Raw genomic sequence first — 16,465 nt, 5'->3', positions numbered from 1 at the left:
GTTTATAACGAAAAGAATTATACAAACAATGTCACTCGTAGGTCTGGTTACCAGCCTTGGACTCAGCGCAACCACAGCCACAGCTGGATTACAGACGGTGACTGCAAGCGTAAAAACTAATTATGCTCAAACTAAATATCCATTGCTATTTACCCATGGCATGTTTGGGTTTAGCCGAGTGGGCGTTGCCGAACTTGGACTGGATTACTGGTATCAAATTTTACCCGACTTGGCTCGAAATGGTGCAACCACCTTTGCAGCACAAATTTCCCCACTTGAATCAACTGAAGTACGTGGTGAACAGTTACTACAACAAGTTGAAGAAGTCATCGCCCTGACTGGCAAGCCCAAGGTTAATTTGATTGGACATAGCCATGGCGGACCAACCATTCGCTATGTAGAAGCAGTTAAACCGCAATATGTGGCCTCACTGACAGGTGTGGGAGCAACATTTAGAGGTTCAAAAGTGGCAGACCAGCTTCTTGCCAATCAAGGTGGAACACAACTGCTCAGCCTAGCGGCGGATTATATTATTGGCCCTATGCTTGCTTATGGGCAAAGTAACCCTGCCTTAAAAAGCAATTTAACAGCATCACTCACCTCAATTAGTGAGCAAGGTTCCCGTGTTTTTAATCAGAAATATCCAACAACAGCACTGGCTTCAGACTGTAACAAGAGCGGTGCAACATCAAGCAATGGCGTATATTACTATTCGTGGACTGGCACGTCTCAAGTCACGAACATTCTCGATGTTGCAGACAGTGCGATCTCACTGTTGGGGCCTTTGGCCTATGGCCATTTAGACAATGATGGTTTAGTGGCACGCTGTAGTACACACTTCGGTAAAGTCATCCGTGATAACTATGACTGGAACCATTTAGATGAGGTCAACCAAGTTATGGGGCTACGTGGACTATTTAGCGCAGACCCTGTTGATGTCTATCGCCAACATGCCAATCGCTTAAAACTTCAAGGACTCTAGTTCTATTTTTCCCTTCGAATCTTTAACGTTTCGGAGGGATGTCTCCTAGAATTATCCAGTTACAAACTGTATTTCATTTAATCGGATTTCTCCACGTTCCTCCTCTCTCACCTTTATACTCATTTTGACAACTTAAATTGTCGTCATAAAAAATAAAAAACGAGGATGATCAATGAAATATGGATTATTGATAGCTGGACTGCTGTCGACCTGCGCACTTGCTGCTACACAAACGCAAGCAGCTGCTTCACAAATTAAATCAAACTACGTTGCATCTAGTTATGCAAAGACCAAATACCCTTTGGTTTTTGCACATGGTATGGGTGGCTGGATTCGAGCAGGAACCGATGAACTTGGTGTGGATTACTGGTATCAAATCTTGCCAGATTTAGCCCGTAACGGTGCAAACGCATGGGCAACACGCGTTTCTCCATTCAACACCTCTGAAGTGCGTGGTGAACAACTGCTGCAACAAGTGGATGAAATCTTAGCGATTACAGGAGCACCCAAAGTCAATTTGCTTGGTCATAGTCACGGCGGACATAGTATTGCCTATGTCTCAAATGTTATGCCCAATAAAATCGCGTCTGCAACAGCCATTTCTAGTCCTTTAAAAGGCTCTCCGGTGGCCGATTTGATTATTTCCGCGCAAGGTACGCCGCTAGAACAACCGCTGGTAGGCTTAATCAACTTTGGGTCCAAAGCTATTGTTTGGGCACAACAGCAAAATCCGAATTTACTTCCACATGATGCACTCGGTGCGGGTAAAAGCTTAAGTCAAGCTGGGTCTAAAGCTTTTGCACAGAAATATCCACTGGGTATGCCAAAAACAAGCTGTGGTGAAGGCTTAGCGAAAGAAAATGGAGTTTATTTTTACTCTTTCTCTGGCAACTCAACATTAACCAATATTCTTGATCCAGACTCATTATTGGGTGCGACAGGCTTACTCATGCAAGCGCCTAATGATAATGATGGCTTAGTCTCACGTTGTAGTGCCAAGTATGGCAAGACCGTGCGCGATAACTATAATTGGAACCATTTAGATGTGATTAACCAGTTCTTTGGTCTACGTTCTATTTTTGCTCCAGACCCTGTTGATGTTTACCGTCAACATGCGAACCGCTTGAAACTTCAAGGACTCTAAAATTTAGGCATAAAAAAATGCGCCATTGGGCGCATTTTTTACTCGTATAAAACTTACAATTAAGCTTTAACTTTACGAGCTGGTAACTTTTCACGAATACGTGCAGCTTTACCAGACAATTCACGTAGGTAGTAAAGTTTAGCACGACGAACGTCACCACGACGTTTCACTTCGATTTTAGCAACGATTGGAGAGTGAGTTTGGAAAACACGCTCAACACCAACACCGCTAGAAATTTTACGTACTGTGAAAGCAGAGTTCAAACCACGGTTTTTCTTCGCGATTACAACACCTTCAAATGCCTGAAGACGCTCACGGTCACCCTCTTTTACTTTAACCTGAACGATAACTGTATCGCCTGGTGCAAAAGCTGGGATGTCTTGTTTAAGCTGCGCATTTTCAACAGCTTGTACTAAAGGATGCTTACCGCTCATGGGGTATCTCCAATATGTGCGGGTCAGAAGAGGTCTGATATCCGCTGGGTATAGAGGCTAAATCGCATAGACCCGATTATCTTTCTCTTTATGCTTGACCACTTCAATGCACAAAGAGCCTATTAAAAGAATACTCTGAATTAAGTATTCAAATCTGTTAGCCATTTCTTTTGCTGCTTCGTCAACTCCACATTTTCCACCAACTCAGGTCGGCGTTGTTGTGTTCGTTGATAACGCTGCAAAAACCGCCATTTCTCAATATTGGCATGATGTCCCGACTTTAAGACTTCAGGGACATCCAAACCTTCAAAATGGTCTGGCTTGGTATATTGTGGGCAGTCTAAAAGACCATCCACAAATGAGTCTTGCACATGAGACTGTTCATCAGACATTGCACCCGGGAGTCTCCGAATAATACTGTCTAATAAAACCATCGCAGGAAGCTCACCACCCGATAAAACGTAATCCCCTATGGACCATTCCTGATCAACATATTTTTGGATCAAACGTTCATCGACTCCTTCATAACGACCACACAACACAATCAATCCATCATATTCGACAAACTGTTGTACTGCAGGCTCATTTAAGGTTTTTCCTTGCGGTGACATATACACCACAGGAACATGAACTGCACCTGTTTGCATGGCAAGCGCTTTGGCATGTTGAATTGCTTTTGCCAGAGGCTCAGCCATCATCACCATACCTGGACCACCACCAAATGGACGTTCATCCACTCGTTTGTAGTTGCCCTCAGCATAATCACGAGGATTAATACAAGTCACTTGTACTAAATCACTTTTTGCTGCACGCCCGCTAATACCGTAGGCTGTAATCGCTTCAAACATTTCAGGAAAAAGCGTAATGACTGCAAAAAACATCGCAGACTCCCGTATTTCCAAAAATAATTAGTAATCTACGCCCCAATTCACGTAAATACGACCAGCTTCGAGATCAACGCGTTGCACCACATCTTTATGCCATGGAATCATACGTTCTTCAGCATCAACGCTGTCTGGTGTTGCGTGAACCACCATCACATCATTGGCGCCTGTCTCAAACATTTCATGGATTTTTCCGAGATTTACTTCTTGTTCTTCATCATCCAAACCTAACACTGTTAAGCCTTTCAAATCTGACCAGTAAAACTCATCCATTCCTGCTTTAGGAAGTTGCGCTTTTGAAATCCAGACATTTGCGCCAACTAGGTTATCTGCTGCAGTGCGATCAATGATGCCTTTTAGCGAAACAACTAAGCCTTTACCATGCGGTTTCCAACGTTTTACATCTATTGTTTGCCAACCTGCTTTTGTTTCAATGTACCAAGGCAGATAGTCAAAGATGTTGCTCATCGGTTCTGTATTGGAATAGATCCAGAGCCACCCATTTAATCCATATGCTGAACGTAACTGTCCAATCTGAATACGATCTTCGGGAACATTCTGTGTTGGTGTCATGGGCTACCTACTACTTAATTAGCAAAAATTATGCAGTAGCTGCAGCTTTCTTAGCTTGAGCAGCTAAAGAAGCAACACGTTCAGATGGTTGAGCACCTTGAGCAACCCAGTGTGCAAAACGGTCAGCATCTAAACGAAGTTTTTCTGCTTTACCTTGAGCTGTTGGGTTGAAGAAACCAATACGTTCGATGAAACGACCGTCACGTGCATTACGGCTATCAGTTACAATAACTTGATAGAACGGACGTTTTTTAGCACCACCGCGTGCAAGACGAATAACTACCATGATACAACCTTATAGTTTTTACGGATTATCCCTGCCCCGACCACCGGAACATTTCAAACCCCTTTCATAGAGGGCGATATTTTACGTTATCTTTGCTGCGAAAGAAAGATTAAAATTTGTTTATCCACAGTTTTGAATTTGGATTTTATCTGCCGTCCCAGTTGGATGTGCCACTTAGGGCACAAGTCGATGCACCTTTGGTCCAGCATTTTTCTCCGCGGTGATTTAAAATACTAACCCCATCATTTTCCTGAAGGGTTCCATCAATAGGAGTAGCTGTTAATGTCCATGTATTTGCTGCAACATTTGTTAAAGATACTTCATACAATGGATCACTATCTTGAGGAATTTCAAGATTATTGTTTGCATTGAGTGTATAACCTAATGTTCCCAATGTGATCGGGTTACCATTCGCCAATAAAAACCTAAAGTTGGATACTTTATAACGCTGAATTTGGTTAGCTAGAGCAACCAGTTCAGCCTGAGCTTCTACACGCTTTGTTTTTCGTACATGCTCTTGATAAGATGGATAGGCGATAGCAGCCAAGATACCAATAATTGCAACTACAATCATAAGTTCAATAAGCGTAAATCCTTTATTCATTTACCACTCCTCACTACCATTCGCGGTACTGCCACAATTCTCAAAATCAACATTTGCTGTAGTTTTATTCTTACAACGCACCCCTGTACTTGTAAGTAGCATCGTATAATTTTTATCGTCTGAACTCACAGCTTGAATTGCCCAATTCCGACCTGCCGCATCCTCATCTGTTAACTCCAAATCTGGATCATTTCCATCTCTGATCGTCAATGTATATTTAATCGCAGAGCCAGTTGCTCCCACGGGTAATACTGCACTTGTCGTCGTAAATCCTCGATAACTAAAATTACGCGCTTTATGCCGATCTAACAAAGTAGCTAATCGCTGTATCTCTTGTTGTGCCTGACTGGCTACCGCGCGTCGTACATACTCTTGGTATGACGGTATAGCAATTGCTGCGAAAATCGAAACAATTACTACAACAACCATTAGTTCTATCAATGTAAATCCAGAGGACTTTATTATTTTTTTCATAGCTCCTCCTTAAATTAACGTCGATCGTACCAACGCTGAGGAATCAGTTTATTCCCAGTATTGTAACGTTTATCTAAAATAGCATTGCCCGTAACCCCTGATGTATCTACGTTTGCAACAATAAGTCGTTGCATCCCACTACCATCACCTGCACCAACAGCACCACCGACGATACCTGCTCCCATACTTAGCCTATAAGAAGTAGATGTTCCACCATTACATTGCCCATACGGCATACAGAATAAAGTCATGAAGCTTTCACCCTTTACACCAGCTCCACAATCTCCAGACATTCCATTTCGACTTCCATCAAAAGTGGTTACAAACATGTCATTATTGATAACCAATGGTGTAGACATCACCTTCTCACTCTGTACTAAAGTGGACTTAAATAAGTAGTACCAACCCTGAGTTAAGTCATAAGGCGCTCTATAAGAGGTAATAGCAAATCTATTGGTATTATCAAGTGCAACGAGTTGATTAATAAGAGTGTTTCCAACATTACTACTCTCATTCAACAACGTTACACCTAATGTCTTTAATTTATTAGGAGCTGTCGCTGTTGCTGTAACAACATATGCATTCGAACTCGTCAAATTAAATAAATCACTTCTGGCTACGTCTTTATCATATAAGTTAAAAACACCATCGTATTTATAATTGGTACTTGTACTATATTCCGCGAGAGGTTGACTTCGGTTTCCACTACCAATTGATACAACACCAAAAATTGTTCCACCTTCTGAATATGTGGAGAAACTAGGCATTTCGTAGAAACGTGGACTATATATGCCATTGTTTAAATTAAGAACTCTTGTAGGCTGTTTGGCAAATAATGCTGTGTTGGTACCAGCTTTATTATTTAAATCGATACGCCAAACTTGACCACCTAAGTCACCAAAGTATAAGTGATCAGTTAATCCATCAGAGTCTCGATCTACAGCTTTAATCTGACTCACAACACTATATTTCATGTCCACATCATAAGAACTGGCTGTACCAGTCGTTGGAGCATAAGTCGGGCCAGGGTTTGCTGTTGTTGGTGATGTATGCACTGTTGCATTCGCACTCGCCCACCACAATAAACTACCATCAAGCGCATCAAACATATACACACCAGAACCAATCTTATTGGTTTGAGCATAGTCATTATATTCATAACCACGGTAATATTTGATTTTTGCTTGTTTCGCTGCACGCTCTGCCGCTGTCGTCTCTGGCATACTAGTAATGGATGTTGGTAACCCTTCAGCATCATAACCTCCACCTACTAGCATGACGAGTTTTTTGGTTCCTTTCCAATTAATCCAAGTCAATGTAGGCTTAGACCAACTTTGCCCCATACACGCAAGTGGATTCGCACTCGAACACTGACTTAATGCAGGCGGAGTTATAGTAAATTTAAGTTTTGGATTATTGATATCAGCTAAGTCCAACGCATAATAATTACGTCCTCCCATACGTAAACCACCATAAACTATCTGTTTACCTGATCGACTATTTAAACCCGCCCCAACAGTTAACATATCATCTGCCGCATTGACATATTCAGTATAAGAGGTCCAAGGCCCATCAACCCCATAATACAACTTATCCATTCCACCAATCGTGGTATCAAAGTTTAACAATGCATCCTTTTGGTTTTCCACCATACTATTCGGTAAAAATGCGAATTTTTCTTCTCCAGTATCTGCATCAACTATATGCAAAACACCTTGCGTGGTTCCAAATAAAATATAGTCATCTCGCTCTTCAGAACCTATGACACCATTTTCATATGTCACTTTCCCTTGATTTGTAAGAAGCAATGGTGAAGAATGCATTACAGCACCTACCTGACGCAACTCCTCCGCTTGAGCAATCGACGTATTTGTAATGGTTTGAGGTTCTTTGGCATTTACACGATAACCAAGCAATGACAATAGATATCCTCTAGCTGGATCAGTACTATTGACCAAAGTTAAATCCAACGCTCTTAATGTAGTTGCGTCCAAATATTCATTATTTGTTGCTGTTGCAGGTCTATCGGTTAATATTTTGCGCTGTATTGCACCATTCGTATTTGAACGTAGTTTTAACCGTGATTTGACACCACCAACCAATCTATTTTTATTGCTACCAAGAATGGATTCATCATCCTGATTTACACCCGTAACTGCATCGGCAGACCATAAATCGTAGTTATCACCAATTTTACCTTGGCTATTGACAAAAATATCATCGTTTTTATCGACCAACGTACCTGTACTAGTAACTTTATACTTTTTCAGATTACCCGCCCATAATTGATAGCTCTTATCAGGGGTTGGTTGGAACTGTGGATAATACGCATAATTTTGCAATGCAGCAGGATTTAATTGATCATTTGGGATCGTTGATGTTCCTGTTGTTACAGCTGGAATTTCTGTTGACAAGTTATTAATAAAATCGTTTACGCTATCAATAACGTCTTGAGAACTTGTCCCCGCATACCAACCACCTTGACCACGAATACCCCAACGTGCTGCACGTTTTTCGTCATCACCATCATTCACCGTGCCTAGTAATGCGATATTTTCTTCTTCAGATAAGTTTTTATTATACGAAGGGATTGAGTTATAAGCTGAACCGAACCCGACTACGGCTGTTTTAAGTTTTAAATCACGTGGGCTAGCATTGGTTGTTTGATTTAAGATACGTGTACTAAATTTTTCTACACAATCCCATCCACCGCTTGAATCAGAACAGGTAAAAGCACTACTTCCAGCTAACGCAGTTTGCATTAAACTTTGTGCCGAATTATTCCCATTTGGCACACCATCGGTTAGTACATAAATACCTTGACCACTACACTGCTTGGTCTCTGCATCTGGCTCTAACTGTGCAGACAAAGAGGTCGGCATTTGATACTTTGAGTGATCTGTAACTAAAACTCCACTACCTGCAGCATATTGACCAGATGCTGAATTATTAGCAGCGTAGTAACATGTAGCGCTATAATTTCTGTTGCTATATCTCAATGTACAACTATGCGCGCCGAAATATCCACCTGGAGTATTATAAGAATAGCCATCACTTTGGCAGTTGTTCGTTGTACTAGAAGTGGTACATCCATACCAAGTACGATCATAATATGCGTATTTGTACACACCCCCTGAAGTAGAGGTTCCCAACATATAAGCAGCAGCTTCTGCATACGCATGTGCTGTTGGTGTACCGCCATTAGCCTCAAGATTCGCTACTTCGGTCATTAATTTTTTACGATGTGTTTCAGAAGCTAAGGTTGTTTCAGTATCTAAACCTAACCTTTGAACAGGAATACGAACTTGTCCACGAGTACCATCGCCATTAATTGAATAGGTTGTCAATCCAAAAAATTTATCTTTACCAATGGCATTAGCACCATATAAAAGTTGGTACATCGCATCTTTAACTAAAGTTAAACGATCCCAAAAAACTGCATTACCTGAACTAGAGTAATAAAATCTATTTCCAGAAATATCTTGCGTATAATATCCAGACGGTGCTGATGTTCTCGTTGTTTGTAATGTACAGTCTGAAATGTTTACAGAACCATCTATCCCACAAGACAAATATCTCCAATTTCCAGACACTAGAACTCTTTTAAAATAGTAGGTTCTACTTTCTCTTCTACATCCTACTTTTGTATACGATATCCCATTTTCACTAAAGCTTTCGGTTCTAAGGTTACTGCTACTACAACTTGTATATTCAATGTTATTTGCATCATGATAATCCATACTTCCCGAAATATCTAAAACAAACATTAAAGAGATATTTCCTGAGCGTGCTTGTTGATAAATCTCAATATCACTCGCATATGAAGCAGTTGCACTAAACACAAATCCTGTCATAAGAGCTGATAAGCTCATAGCCAATGCTTTCTTTAAAGGATGAGCTATAAGTTGTTCTTTCTTTCTAATTTTCATTTCATTCACCCTTAAAGAAATGCCTGACCTAACGTATATTCAGTGACATGTGTTGTAAAAGGCACATTTAAATCCGATAGACAATTTGCTACACCATTCGTCGAACTATTACTAATATGGCTATCTAAACAGTCATCAATATCATCTGTATCTGCTGAAGCGAGTGTGGGCATCAGTGAAGTCGTATTCACAATTACTCGATCTGTTTTTTGAATTTTAGATAGTTCTTCATCCGTGCCACGAACTGAGTCTTGGAATGGCGTAGATGATACCGAATTTGTAAAACTTACAGATACTTGAGTCATGACAGCTCTACGTTCGCTGGTAAAAAAGTTTGCAGTATTCGCTCCTGTTCGACAGAAGCCACTCACTCCTTGATCCGTATTCACGATATTTCCACTGTCATTCACATAGACCATACTCGCTTGCGACAAAGTAAAGAATTGAGCTCGGCTGCCTCTATAACAAAACACTAACTCTTTACCTTTGTTTTCAGGACCTCTAATAAAGCCAAACATGCCATCAGCTGCTAAACTGCGTAATAAATTATTTGTGTCTTCAACGTTAAACGTTGCAGCATCAGAGTTTTGAATCATGAGTTGTTGAGCTTGGCTATTGGTTGCAATATTTAATGACACCATACTTTGACGAATAGCCAATGTACCAATAATAGTGATCGCCAATAAAAGAATTAATACGACGATGAGTGTCGAGCCATGTTGTTGTCTAATCATCACTCTCTCTCCCCTAACGCATTACGTATTGCAACCTCTTGAGTCACGACCTGACGAATAAAACCTTGCGGGTTCCCATTCGCTCCAATTGCTACGTTTTGATCTAACACGACAAAAGCATTGTTTTGTGCTGTCGACACATCTTGACCCGTAGACTGGCCTGAGCGTGCGAGCACACCTAAACTCACCCCTAAAATACGCGGTTTAGTCCCTGTCAATGCCATATATTCGTGAATACCGATATATCGACGGTTACCATTAGCATTACTCACATTCAGCAATACACGAAAATGATCAACACGCTTCATAATGATTTCACCAGCATCACCATAGCGAGCAAGATTGGTGTCACTATAGTTACCAGCATCACATGCTAAAGCTAAAGGGTTCCCCTCCCCAGCTCCCGCATTTGCATCTACCCGCAAAAAATAACGCTGAATAACAATACGATCTACTGCCGTGATTTCACGCCCTTCACAATCAAAACCACCTATTTGTGCAGGCTTATACTGAATTACAAGTTGATCACTGTTTTGAGTTACATTCGATGCACCAGTCCACGCATTATTGCTACCCACTGCATCACCATTACTTCGGCTTAGTAAAGTAGCATTCACATTTGTTCGAATTCCTGTGGGTAGATTGGATTGACTCAAAACAACACCTCCATGAAGTAAGGCATCATTCATTGCAGCTTCAACAGTATCTAAATTGGCCAATCTGACATCTTGAGTAATGTAGTTAAGGCCAAAGTTTGCATTATCTTGTAAATCCGCCATTCCTTGTTGTACTTGACTACTTTTCACCCCTGTCAAAAACAACATTGCTGCTGCTGCAACCACAATGAGCCCAAGAGCTAGAGCAATCATGAGTTCAATAAGTGTAAAGCCTTTTTGTATTTTCATTAGTAGGCCTCCATGACTACACAAGTTGATTCATTACGGTAAGCACCCGCTGTGGTACAGTTATTTAAACCATCCGCATTGGTTGCCGCAGTGTCCCCCCATGCAACATAAATGCATCTCCGCCCATTACTCACCTCTGGGCAAGCAAACATATTGACTGTCATCCCCACTCGTTGAGCAGATAAATTTGTAAGTGCAGCATCAAAACGTGCCATTTGTGTTGGCGTACAAAATGCTGTGTAACAATTCGGATTGGTGATATTGGTCGCATTTCCCGCAATAGCCGCAGTATACACACCCAACTGGTCACGATTAACACGAATTTTCTCAGCTAAATCACGTGCCAAATTAATTGCTTGTACACGGTTAGCCCCCTCACTAGATGCCTCAATTGCTCGATATTGCAACGCTACAAAACCAAGCACACCAACTGCAAGAATAAGTAAGGCAACCAATACTTCTATTAACCCAACACCTGCTTGCTTTTTTATAGTTATCATGAACAATCCCCTTCAACGATCTGCTGGATCGCCCCCATTTTAGATATCGTGACCATTCTGGAATATTTAGGATCAGAAGATGCATCACAAATTTCAAAACTCGTATCTGTGGCAATGATTTGATTTGCTGCTGGATCTTTCACTAGCCCTGTCGGCATAAAAACTATTTCTGTCGCCCGACCAGTCTTTAAACTCGACTTACCGACTGGCATCCAATTCAACGTATCGTCAGTATTTTCATCCGTAGACAATAATTCAACTGTAATTTCTCTGCGCTCTAAAGCAGCTTTTGCTCTTGCCTGATTTAAAGTAGCAACCAATTCTTTTGTACTTTTGTTTAAATTTTGGCGCTGTAACATATCCCCGAAAGAAGGAGCAGCCATCATCGCGATAATTGCCATAACAGCAATCGTCACCATCAGCTCAATTAAGGTGAACCCTTTATGTTTATTTTGCATACTCCCTCCCCAAGGCAACAAAACTTTACCCTATTTAAAATCATATTCTAATTCTTTACACAATCAGCACAATACAGGATAAAAGGCATAAAAAAACAGATGATTGCCAATTTACAATCATCTGTCAATTTTTCAATAAAATTAGAATGTTAACCAATCCACCTTTTAGGCTTGAGTTACCGCAATGCGTAACTCTTTTGGCAAACTAAAGGTAATATTTTCTTCCGTTCCAGCAAGCTCTTGTGGTGGTTTTGCACCCCAGTCTTGTAATCGTTGAATTACTTGCTTAATTAAAATTTCAGGTGCAGATGCACCCGCTGTGACGCCAACCTTGGCGATATTTTCAAACCACGCCTGTTGAAGCTCATCTGCATTATCGACCAAATAAGCCGCTTTACCCATTCGTTCGGCCAATTCACGTAAACGATTCGAATTCGATGAGTTTGGCGAACCGACCACCAACACCACATCACATTGGGTTGCTAAATCACGCACCGCATCTTGACGGTTTTGAGTCGCATAACAAATGTCATCTTTACGCGGCCCTTGAATCTCAGGAAATTTCGCCCGTAAAGCATCAATCACTTTTGCAGTATCATCAATTGATAAAGTAGTTTGGGTCACAAAAGCCACGCGCTCAGGATGATGCACTTGAAGCTCGGCCACGTCTTGCTCATCTTCAACCAAATAAATCGCACCACCATTTTTCAGGTCATATTGCCCCATGGTACCTTCAACTTCAGGGTGGCCTTCATGACCAATTAAGATGGCCTCAACCCCCTCGCGGGCGTATTTAGTGACTTCAATATGAACCTTGGTCACCAATGGACAGGTTGCATCAAAAACTTTTAAACCACGACGTTCAGCTTCGATCTGTACCGCTTTAGAGACCCCATGTGCACTAAAAATTACAATATTGTCATCAGGTACTTCATCCAATTCATCGACAAAAATTGCGCCACGTTGGCGTAAATCGTCTACGACAAATTTATTGTGTACCACTTCATGTCGTACATAAATGGGTGGATTAAAGCACTCAAGCGCACGATTTACGATGGCAATCGCACGGTCAACACCTGCACAAAAACCACGTGGATTGGCCAATACAATTTCCATATGTTCCTCGATACCACTTTTCAATCAGCGGAAACTAATAAAATAAATGCAAACAAAGTGACGCCTTGCTATTTCGTTTAAACCTTGTCTGCTCTAAAATAGAGAAGATATTTTATCATATCAGGAAAAATATCATGTCGGGTCTCTTGTTTGTCGTTTCTGCAGCTTCAGGAACAGGCAAAACATCCCTCGTAAAAGCCCTCCTTGACCGTGTAACGAATCTTCACGTTTCTGTTTCTCATACTACACGTGGGCAACGTCCCGGCGAACTTGATGGTGTACATTACCATTTTACCGAAAAAGACTCATTTTTATCCTTGGTTGAACAAGGTGGTTTTATTGAATACGCTGAAGTCTTCGGTAATTACTACGGTACAGCTCAAGCTACAGTAAAAGAACAACTCGCGAAAGGTCATGATGTTCTATTAGAAATTGACTGGCAAGGCGCACAGCAAGTGCGTAAGCTTTTTCCTGATTCTAAACAGATTTTCATTTTACCACCAAGCCAGTTTGATCTGCGTCAACGTCTTTCTAACCGTGGCACAGACTCGGTTGAAGTGATTGAGCGTCGCTTAGGCTGTGCAGTTGAAGACATGCAACAATATGTTAACTTCGACTATGTAATTATTAATGATGACTTTAATAAAGCGTTGCACGATCTTGAGTCTGTGATTATTGCCAATCGTCTTGTTCTTTCTCAGCAAGCCAATCGTCATCAAAAAATGATTTCTGAACTGATCACCCCTGTAGAGAAGTGATTAAAACTTGAGTCTACACACAAAGCGCCTTATACTGCACAGTCTGTTTTATTTTACCATTCATAACGAGAACTCTTATGGCACGCGTAACCGTTGAAGATTGTTTAGACCATGTAGACAACCGCTTTGAGCTTGTACTAGTGGCAAGCAAACGCGCGCGTCAATTGGCACGTCAAGGCATTGAACCTACTGTTGAGTGGGACAATGACAAACCGACTGTTGTTGCATTACGTGAAATCGCAATCGGTCATGTTTCTAAAGATATTTTGAAACAACGTGACCAAGACTACCAAACTTCGAGTCTTGATCTTGCACTTTCTGCAAACAATTTGAATTTAGATGGTTTTTCTTTCCAATAAGAAAAATTTATCGTTTAAAAGCCTAGTTTTAAACTAGGCTTTTTTATTGGATAACTTTTATATTTATCCAATACACGTTATAACTAGAAGATAAGATTCATCGTGGTTTAGGTGTATCTTTTTTGCTTTTCTCTCAATGAAAAATTTGACAACTCATGCAATATGTTTTTCATTAGAGGATCAGTAAAATTTTCTTGTCATTGCTACGTCTTAAAGGTGTTTTATGCCAGGCCCAATGGTCAGTCAAGCTAAACAACAGCTCAAAACTATTATCGATGCTTACTTAACTGAAAGCGACATCGAGCGAGTGCTTGCGGCCTGTGATTATGCGGATATTGCCCATGATGGTATTACCCGTAAAAGTGGCGAACCCTATATTTTACACCCGATTGCGGTCAGCTGTATTTTAGCGCATATGCGTTTAGATGCCGAAACTTTGATGGCGGCACTTTTACACGATGTGATTGAAGACACAGACTTTAGCAAAGAAGACATTGCAGAAAAATTTGGTAAAACCGTCGCCGAACTGGTCGATGGCGTCACCAAACTTAGCCAATCCAGCGATAAAGAATATAACAAAGCCGCTTCTTTCCGAAAAATTCTGCAAGCCACACTACAAGACCCACGTGTCATTATTATTAAACTGGCTGACCGTTATCATAACATGACCACCTTGGATGCACTACGCCCCGATAAGCGTGCACGTATTGCCCAAGAAACCTTTGATATTTTTGTCCCAATGGCACGTATTGTTGGTATGAATGAGATGGGAGATAACCTCGAACATCTGTGTTATCAAAACCTCGATCTCGATATGTATAACAATGTCCAAGAGGCTTTATTACAAACTAAACCCAAACGCTGTGAATACCAAAGTAAATGGGAACATAATCTAACCGAATTACTGAAAACCCATCAAATTTCAGGTCGTATTAAAAAGAAAAATAACAATATTGAACTACTGCGCCACTTTGTCAAAAATGACATTGATCTACATGAACTCACACATAGTCATGCCTTTGAAATTATTCTAAATAGCATTGCTGACTGTGACCGCTTAGCCGATGTGTTGCGAGAGAGTTTTCAAGTTTTACACTTTGCAGACCATATTCGTAAACCCCTCCCAGGTGGTAACCAATCACTGCTGCTGCGCTTAAAAGGTGAAAACACAACCTTATCAGTAACCATTCAAACCGAACTGATGCGTAAAGCTGCGCGTTTTGGTGTAGTCCTAGGCGAAAGTGCTCCGCAAGCTTGCCGCTCTGCGATTCAAGCCTCGATGCAGAACTTGAATGTCTTGATCGATGGAGCCTGTGCTAAAACTACTTTTAGCGAACTGCTCGATTATTTACACCAAGAGAAAATTTGGGTGTATACCCCACAAGGTCATCTACACGAGTTACCACAAGGTGCAACAGTGGTCGATTTTGCCTACTCTGCTAGCTTATTTTTAGGGAACCATGCGGTAGGTGCGAAAATCAATGGGGAAACTAAACCACTTTCTACGCCATTGCACAGTGGTCAAGTTATTGAAATTATAACCGATGTCTTAGCCACCCCAAACCCGGATTGGCTCAGCTTCGTCAATACGCAAAAAGCCCGTCGTGCTTTGCAAAATATACTGCGCGATCAAGATATCGAAGAACAACGCTTAGTGGGTCAACAAGCTTTAAATCGTGCCTTAAAGCTATTTAATCTCTCCATCAAAGACTTAACTGAAGCGGACTGGTTAGAGCTTCTACAATGGCGTCATATCGAAACTAAAGACCAACTGTTTGAGCAAATTGCCGTGGGTGATTTACTGCCGCAATTGGTTGCGAATCATTTGTTTGCACATGACCAAAGTACACAGGAATCTGACCGACTCATTCAAGGTACTGAAGGAGTCGATGTTAAATATGCACATTGCTGCAATCCTGTACTCGGCGACCCAATTCAAGGGCACTTATCCCGTCGTGGTCTGATTGTCCATCGTGCGCGTTGTCATAATCTCCTGCATGAACAACATCTACACCCTGAAAACATCATGCCGTTGCAGTGGACCAATGAGAATGAAGAAGAAATTAGTTTCACTGCATATTTATTAATTAACATGGCGATGGATGACGAACAAATTTCCGACCTGATTTATCAATGTCGTAAAGAAAAAATCGGGGTCGAAATGGTGCGTAATCAAGACGACAAGACTTATGTCAATGTTGTGGTACACAACCGCAAGCAAATTGCAAAAATCATCCGCGATCTACGCATGCATTTTGGCTTCCCACGTATCAGTCGATTGGCTCAACCAGTGAGCATTGCGGAAACATCGATTGCGAGTTAATT

General features: G+C 41.2%; 17 protein-coding genes. 5 read left to right on the top strand and 12 right to left on the bottom strand.

The annotated features are described in order from the left end of the window. Positions 1-28: 28 nt before the first annotated feature. Both ACG9ZB_RS04600 and ACG9ZB_RS04595 read left to right on the top strand, forming a co-directional pair. The gene (locus tag ACG9ZB_RS04600) at positions 29-982 is read left to right on the top strand and encodes an esterase/lipase family protein (protein WP_419324431.1); all 954 of its coding nucleotides are present in this window, start codon (positions 29-31) and stop codon (positions 980-982) included. A gap of 172 nt (positions 983-1,154) precedes the next feature. After that, entirely contained in the window at positions 1,155-2,126 is a 972-nt protein-coding gene (locus ACG9ZB_RS04595) for an esterase/lipase family protein (RefSeq protein WP_419324429.1), read from the top strand. A gap of 59 nt (positions 2,127-2,185) precedes the next feature. Here the strand turns inward: ACG9ZB_RS04595 and rplS are convergent, their stop codons facing one another. From rplS to ispH, 12 genes are all read right to left on the bottom strand, one after another. Continuing rightward, positions 2,186-2,560 carry a 50S ribosomal protein L19 gene (gene rplS, locus ACG9ZB_RS04590; RefSeq protein ID WP_004691454.1) on the bottom strand — a complete coding sequence of 125 codons (375 nt, stop codon included), beginning with the start codon at positions 2,558-2,560 and terminating at the stop codon, positions 2,186-2,188. Positions 2,561-2,700: 140 nt separating this feature from the next. Then, a complete protein-coding gene (trmD, locus tag ACG9ZB_RS04585) occupies positions 2,701-3,441 on the bottom strand; it encodes a tRNA (guanosine(37)-N1)-methyltransferase TrmD (protein WP_419324427.1) in 741 nt (246 codons plus the stop codon). 27 nt (positions 3,442-3,468) lie between these two features. After that, a complete protein-coding gene (gene rimM, locus ACG9ZB_RS04580) occupies positions 3,469-4,017 on the bottom strand; it encodes a ribosome maturation factor RimM (RefSeq protein WP_419324425.1) in 549 nt (182 codons plus the stop codon). Positions 4,018-4,045: 28 nt separating this feature from the next. After that, on the bottom strand, positions 4,046-4,303 hold the full coding sequence (rpsP, locus tag ACG9ZB_RS04575) for a 30S ribosomal protein S16 (RefSeq protein ID WP_004718284.1): 258 nt from the start codon (positions 4,301-4,303) through the stop codon (positions 4,046-4,048). A 145-nt stretch (positions 4,304-4,448) separates the two neighbouring features. After that, positions 4,449-4,907 carry a type IV pilin protein gene (locus ACG9ZB_RS04570; RefSeq protein ID WP_058870394.1) on the bottom strand — a complete coding sequence of 153 codons (459 nt, stop codon included), beginning with the start codon at positions 4,905-4,907 and terminating at the stop codon, positions 4,449-4,451. After that, positions 4,908-5,336: a type IV pilin protein gene (locus ACG9ZB_RS04565; RefSeq protein WP_419324423.1), complete on the bottom strand. Its 429-nt coding sequence runs from the start codon at positions 5,334-5,336 to the stop codon at positions 4,908-4,910. A gap of 59 nt (positions 5,337-5,395) precedes the next feature. After that, positions 5,396-9,310 carry a pilus assembly protein PilY gene (locus tag ACG9ZB_RS04560; RefSeq protein WP_419324421.1) on the bottom strand — a complete coding sequence of 1,305 codons (3,915 nt, stop codon included), beginning with the start codon at positions 9,308-9,310 and terminating at the stop codon, positions 5,396-5,398. Positions 9,311-9,321: 11 nt separating this feature from the next. After that, positions 9,322-10,044 (bottom strand): hypothetical protein, encoded by a 723-nt coding sequence (locus ACG9ZB_RS04555; protein ID WP_058870397.1) that lies wholly within the window; start codon positions 10,042-10,044, stop codon positions 9,322-9,324. Next, complete coding sequence (locus tag ACG9ZB_RS04550; protein WP_419324419.1) at positions 10,044-10,949, bottom strand: prepilin-type N-terminal cleavage/methylation domain-containing protein; 906 nt, start codon at positions 10,947-10,949, stop codon at positions 10,044-10,046. The genes ACG9ZB_RS04555 and ACG9ZB_RS04550 overlap by 1 nt, the downstream gene beginning before the upstream one ends. After that, a complete protein-coding gene (gene pilV / locus ACG9ZB_RS04545) occupies positions 10,949-11,449 on the bottom strand; it encodes a type IV pilus modification protein PilV (RefSeq protein ID WP_183173667.1) in 501 nt (166 codons plus the stop codon). The genes ACG9ZB_RS04550 and pilV overlap by 1 nt, the downstream gene beginning before the upstream one ends. Continuing rightward, positions 11,446-11,907 carry a GspH/FimT family pseudopilin gene (locus ACG9ZB_RS04540; RefSeq protein WP_183173666.1) on the bottom strand — a complete coding sequence of 154 codons (462 nt, stop codon included), beginning with the start codon at positions 11,905-11,907 and terminating at the stop codon, positions 11,446-11,448. The genes pilV and ACG9ZB_RS04540 overlap by 4 nt, the downstream gene beginning before the upstream one ends. 165 nt (positions 11,908-12,072) lie before the next feature. After that, positions 12,073-13,023, bottom strand: coding sequence for a 4-hydroxy-3-methylbut-2-enyl diphosphate reductase (gene ispH / locus ACG9ZB_RS04535; RefSeq protein WP_419324417.1), 951 nt, complete (start codon positions 13,021-13,023; stop codon positions 12,073-12,075). A gap of 134 nt (positions 13,024-13,157) precedes the next feature. Between ispH and gmk the strand changes: the two genes are divergently transcribed. The 3 genes from gmk (at position 13,158) to ACG9ZB_RS04520 (ending at position 16,463) form a co-directional block, all read left to right on the top strand. Next, the gene (gmk, locus tag ACG9ZB_RS04530) at positions 13,158-13,781 is read left to right on the top strand and encodes a guanylate kinase (protein WP_178904365.1); all 624 of its coding nucleotides are present in this window, start codon (positions 13,158-13,160) and stop codon (positions 13,779-13,781) included. A 77-nt stretch (positions 13,782-13,858) separates the two neighbouring features. After that, positions 13,859-14,140 carry a DNA-directed RNA polymerase subunit omega gene (rpoZ, locus tag ACG9ZB_RS04525; protein WP_058870403.1) on the top strand — a complete coding sequence of 94 codons (282 nt, stop codon included), beginning with the start codon at positions 13,859-13,861 and terminating at the stop codon, positions 14,138-14,140. A gap of 223 nt (positions 14,141-14,363) precedes the next feature. Further along, complete coding sequence (locus ACG9ZB_RS04520; protein ID WP_419324414.1) at positions 14,364-16,463, top strand: RelA/SpoT family protein; 2,100 nt, start codon at positions 14,364-14,366, stop codon at positions 16,461-16,463. The last annotated feature ends 2 nt before the right edge of the window (positions 16,464-16,465 follow it).

It is taken from the genome of Acinetobacter johnsonii (assembly GCF_048551975.1).
Classification (GTDB): domain Bacteria; phylum Pseudomonadota; class Gammaproteobacteria; order Pseudomonadales; family Moraxellaceae; genus Acinetobacter; species Acinetobacter johnsonii_A.
This window is presented reverse-complemented; position numbering and strand designations above follow the sequence as displayed.

Bases quoted from the DNA above. Each gene is read 5' to 3' on its own strand.
- ACG9ZB_RS04600 (WP_419324431.1), top strand. From the start codon at position 29: ATGTCACTCGTAGGTCTGGTTACCAGCCTTGGACTCAGCGCAACCACA.
- ACG9ZB_RS04595 (WP_419324429.1), top strand. From the start codon at position 1,155: ATGAAATATGGATTATTGATAGCTGGACTGCTGTCGACCTGCGCACTT.
- rplS (WP_004691454.1), bottom strand. From the start codon at position 2,560: ATGAGCGGTAAGCATCCTTTAGTACAAGCTGTTGAAAATGCGCAGCTT.
- trmD (WP_419324427.1), bottom strand. From the start codon at position 3,441: ATGTTTTTTGCAGTCATTACGCTTTTTCCTGAAATGTTTGAAGCGATT.
- rimM (WP_419324425.1), bottom strand. From the start codon at position 4,017: ATGACACCAACACAGAATGTTCCCGAAGATCGTATTCAGATTGGACAG.
- rpsP (WP_004718284.1), bottom strand. From the start codon at position 4,303: ATGGTAGTTATTCGTCTTGCACGCGGTGGTGCTAAAAAACGTCCGTTC.
- ACG9ZB_RS04570 (WP_058870394.1), bottom strand. From the start codon at position 4,907: ATGAATAAAGGATTTACGCTTATTGAACTTATGATTGTAGTTGCAATT.
- ACG9ZB_RS04565 (WP_419324423.1), bottom strand. From the start codon at position 5,336: ATGGTTGTTGTAGTAATTGTTTCGATTTTCGCAGCAATTGCTATACCG.
- ACG9ZB_RS04560 (WP_419324421.1), bottom strand. From the start codon at position 9,310: ATGAAAATTAGAAAGAAAGAACAACTTATAGCTCATCCTTTAAAGAAA.
- ACG9ZB_RS04555 (WP_058870397.1), bottom strand. From the start codon at position 10,044: ATGATTAGACAACAACATGGCTCGACACTCATCGTCGTATTAATTCTT.
- ACG9ZB_RS04550 (WP_419324419.1), bottom strand. From the start codon at position 10,949: ATGAAAATACAAAAAGGCTTTACACTTATTGAACTCATGATTGCTCTA.
- pilV (WP_183173667.1), bottom strand. From the start codon at position 11,449: ATGATAACTATAAAAAAGCAAGCAGGTGTTGGGTTAATAGAAGTATTG.
- ACG9ZB_RS04540 (WP_183173666.1), bottom strand. From the start codon at position 11,907: ATGCAAAATAAACATAAAGGGTTCACCTTAATTGAGCTGATGGTGACG.
- ispH (WP_419324417.1), bottom strand. From the start codon at position 13,023: ATGGAAATTGTATTGGCCAATCCACGTGGTTTTTGTGCAGGTGTTGAC.
- gmk (WP_178904365.1), top strand. From the start codon at position 13,158: ATGTCGGGTCTCTTGTTTGTCGTTTCTGCAGCTTCAGGAACAGGCAAA.
- rpoZ (WP_058870403.1), top strand. From the start codon at position 13,859: ATGGCACGCGTAACCGTTGAAGATTGTTTAGACCATGTAGACAACCGC.
- ACG9ZB_RS04520 (WP_419324414.1), top strand. From the start codon at position 14,364: ATGCCAGGCCCAATGGTCAGTCAAGCTAAACAACAGCTCAAAACTATT.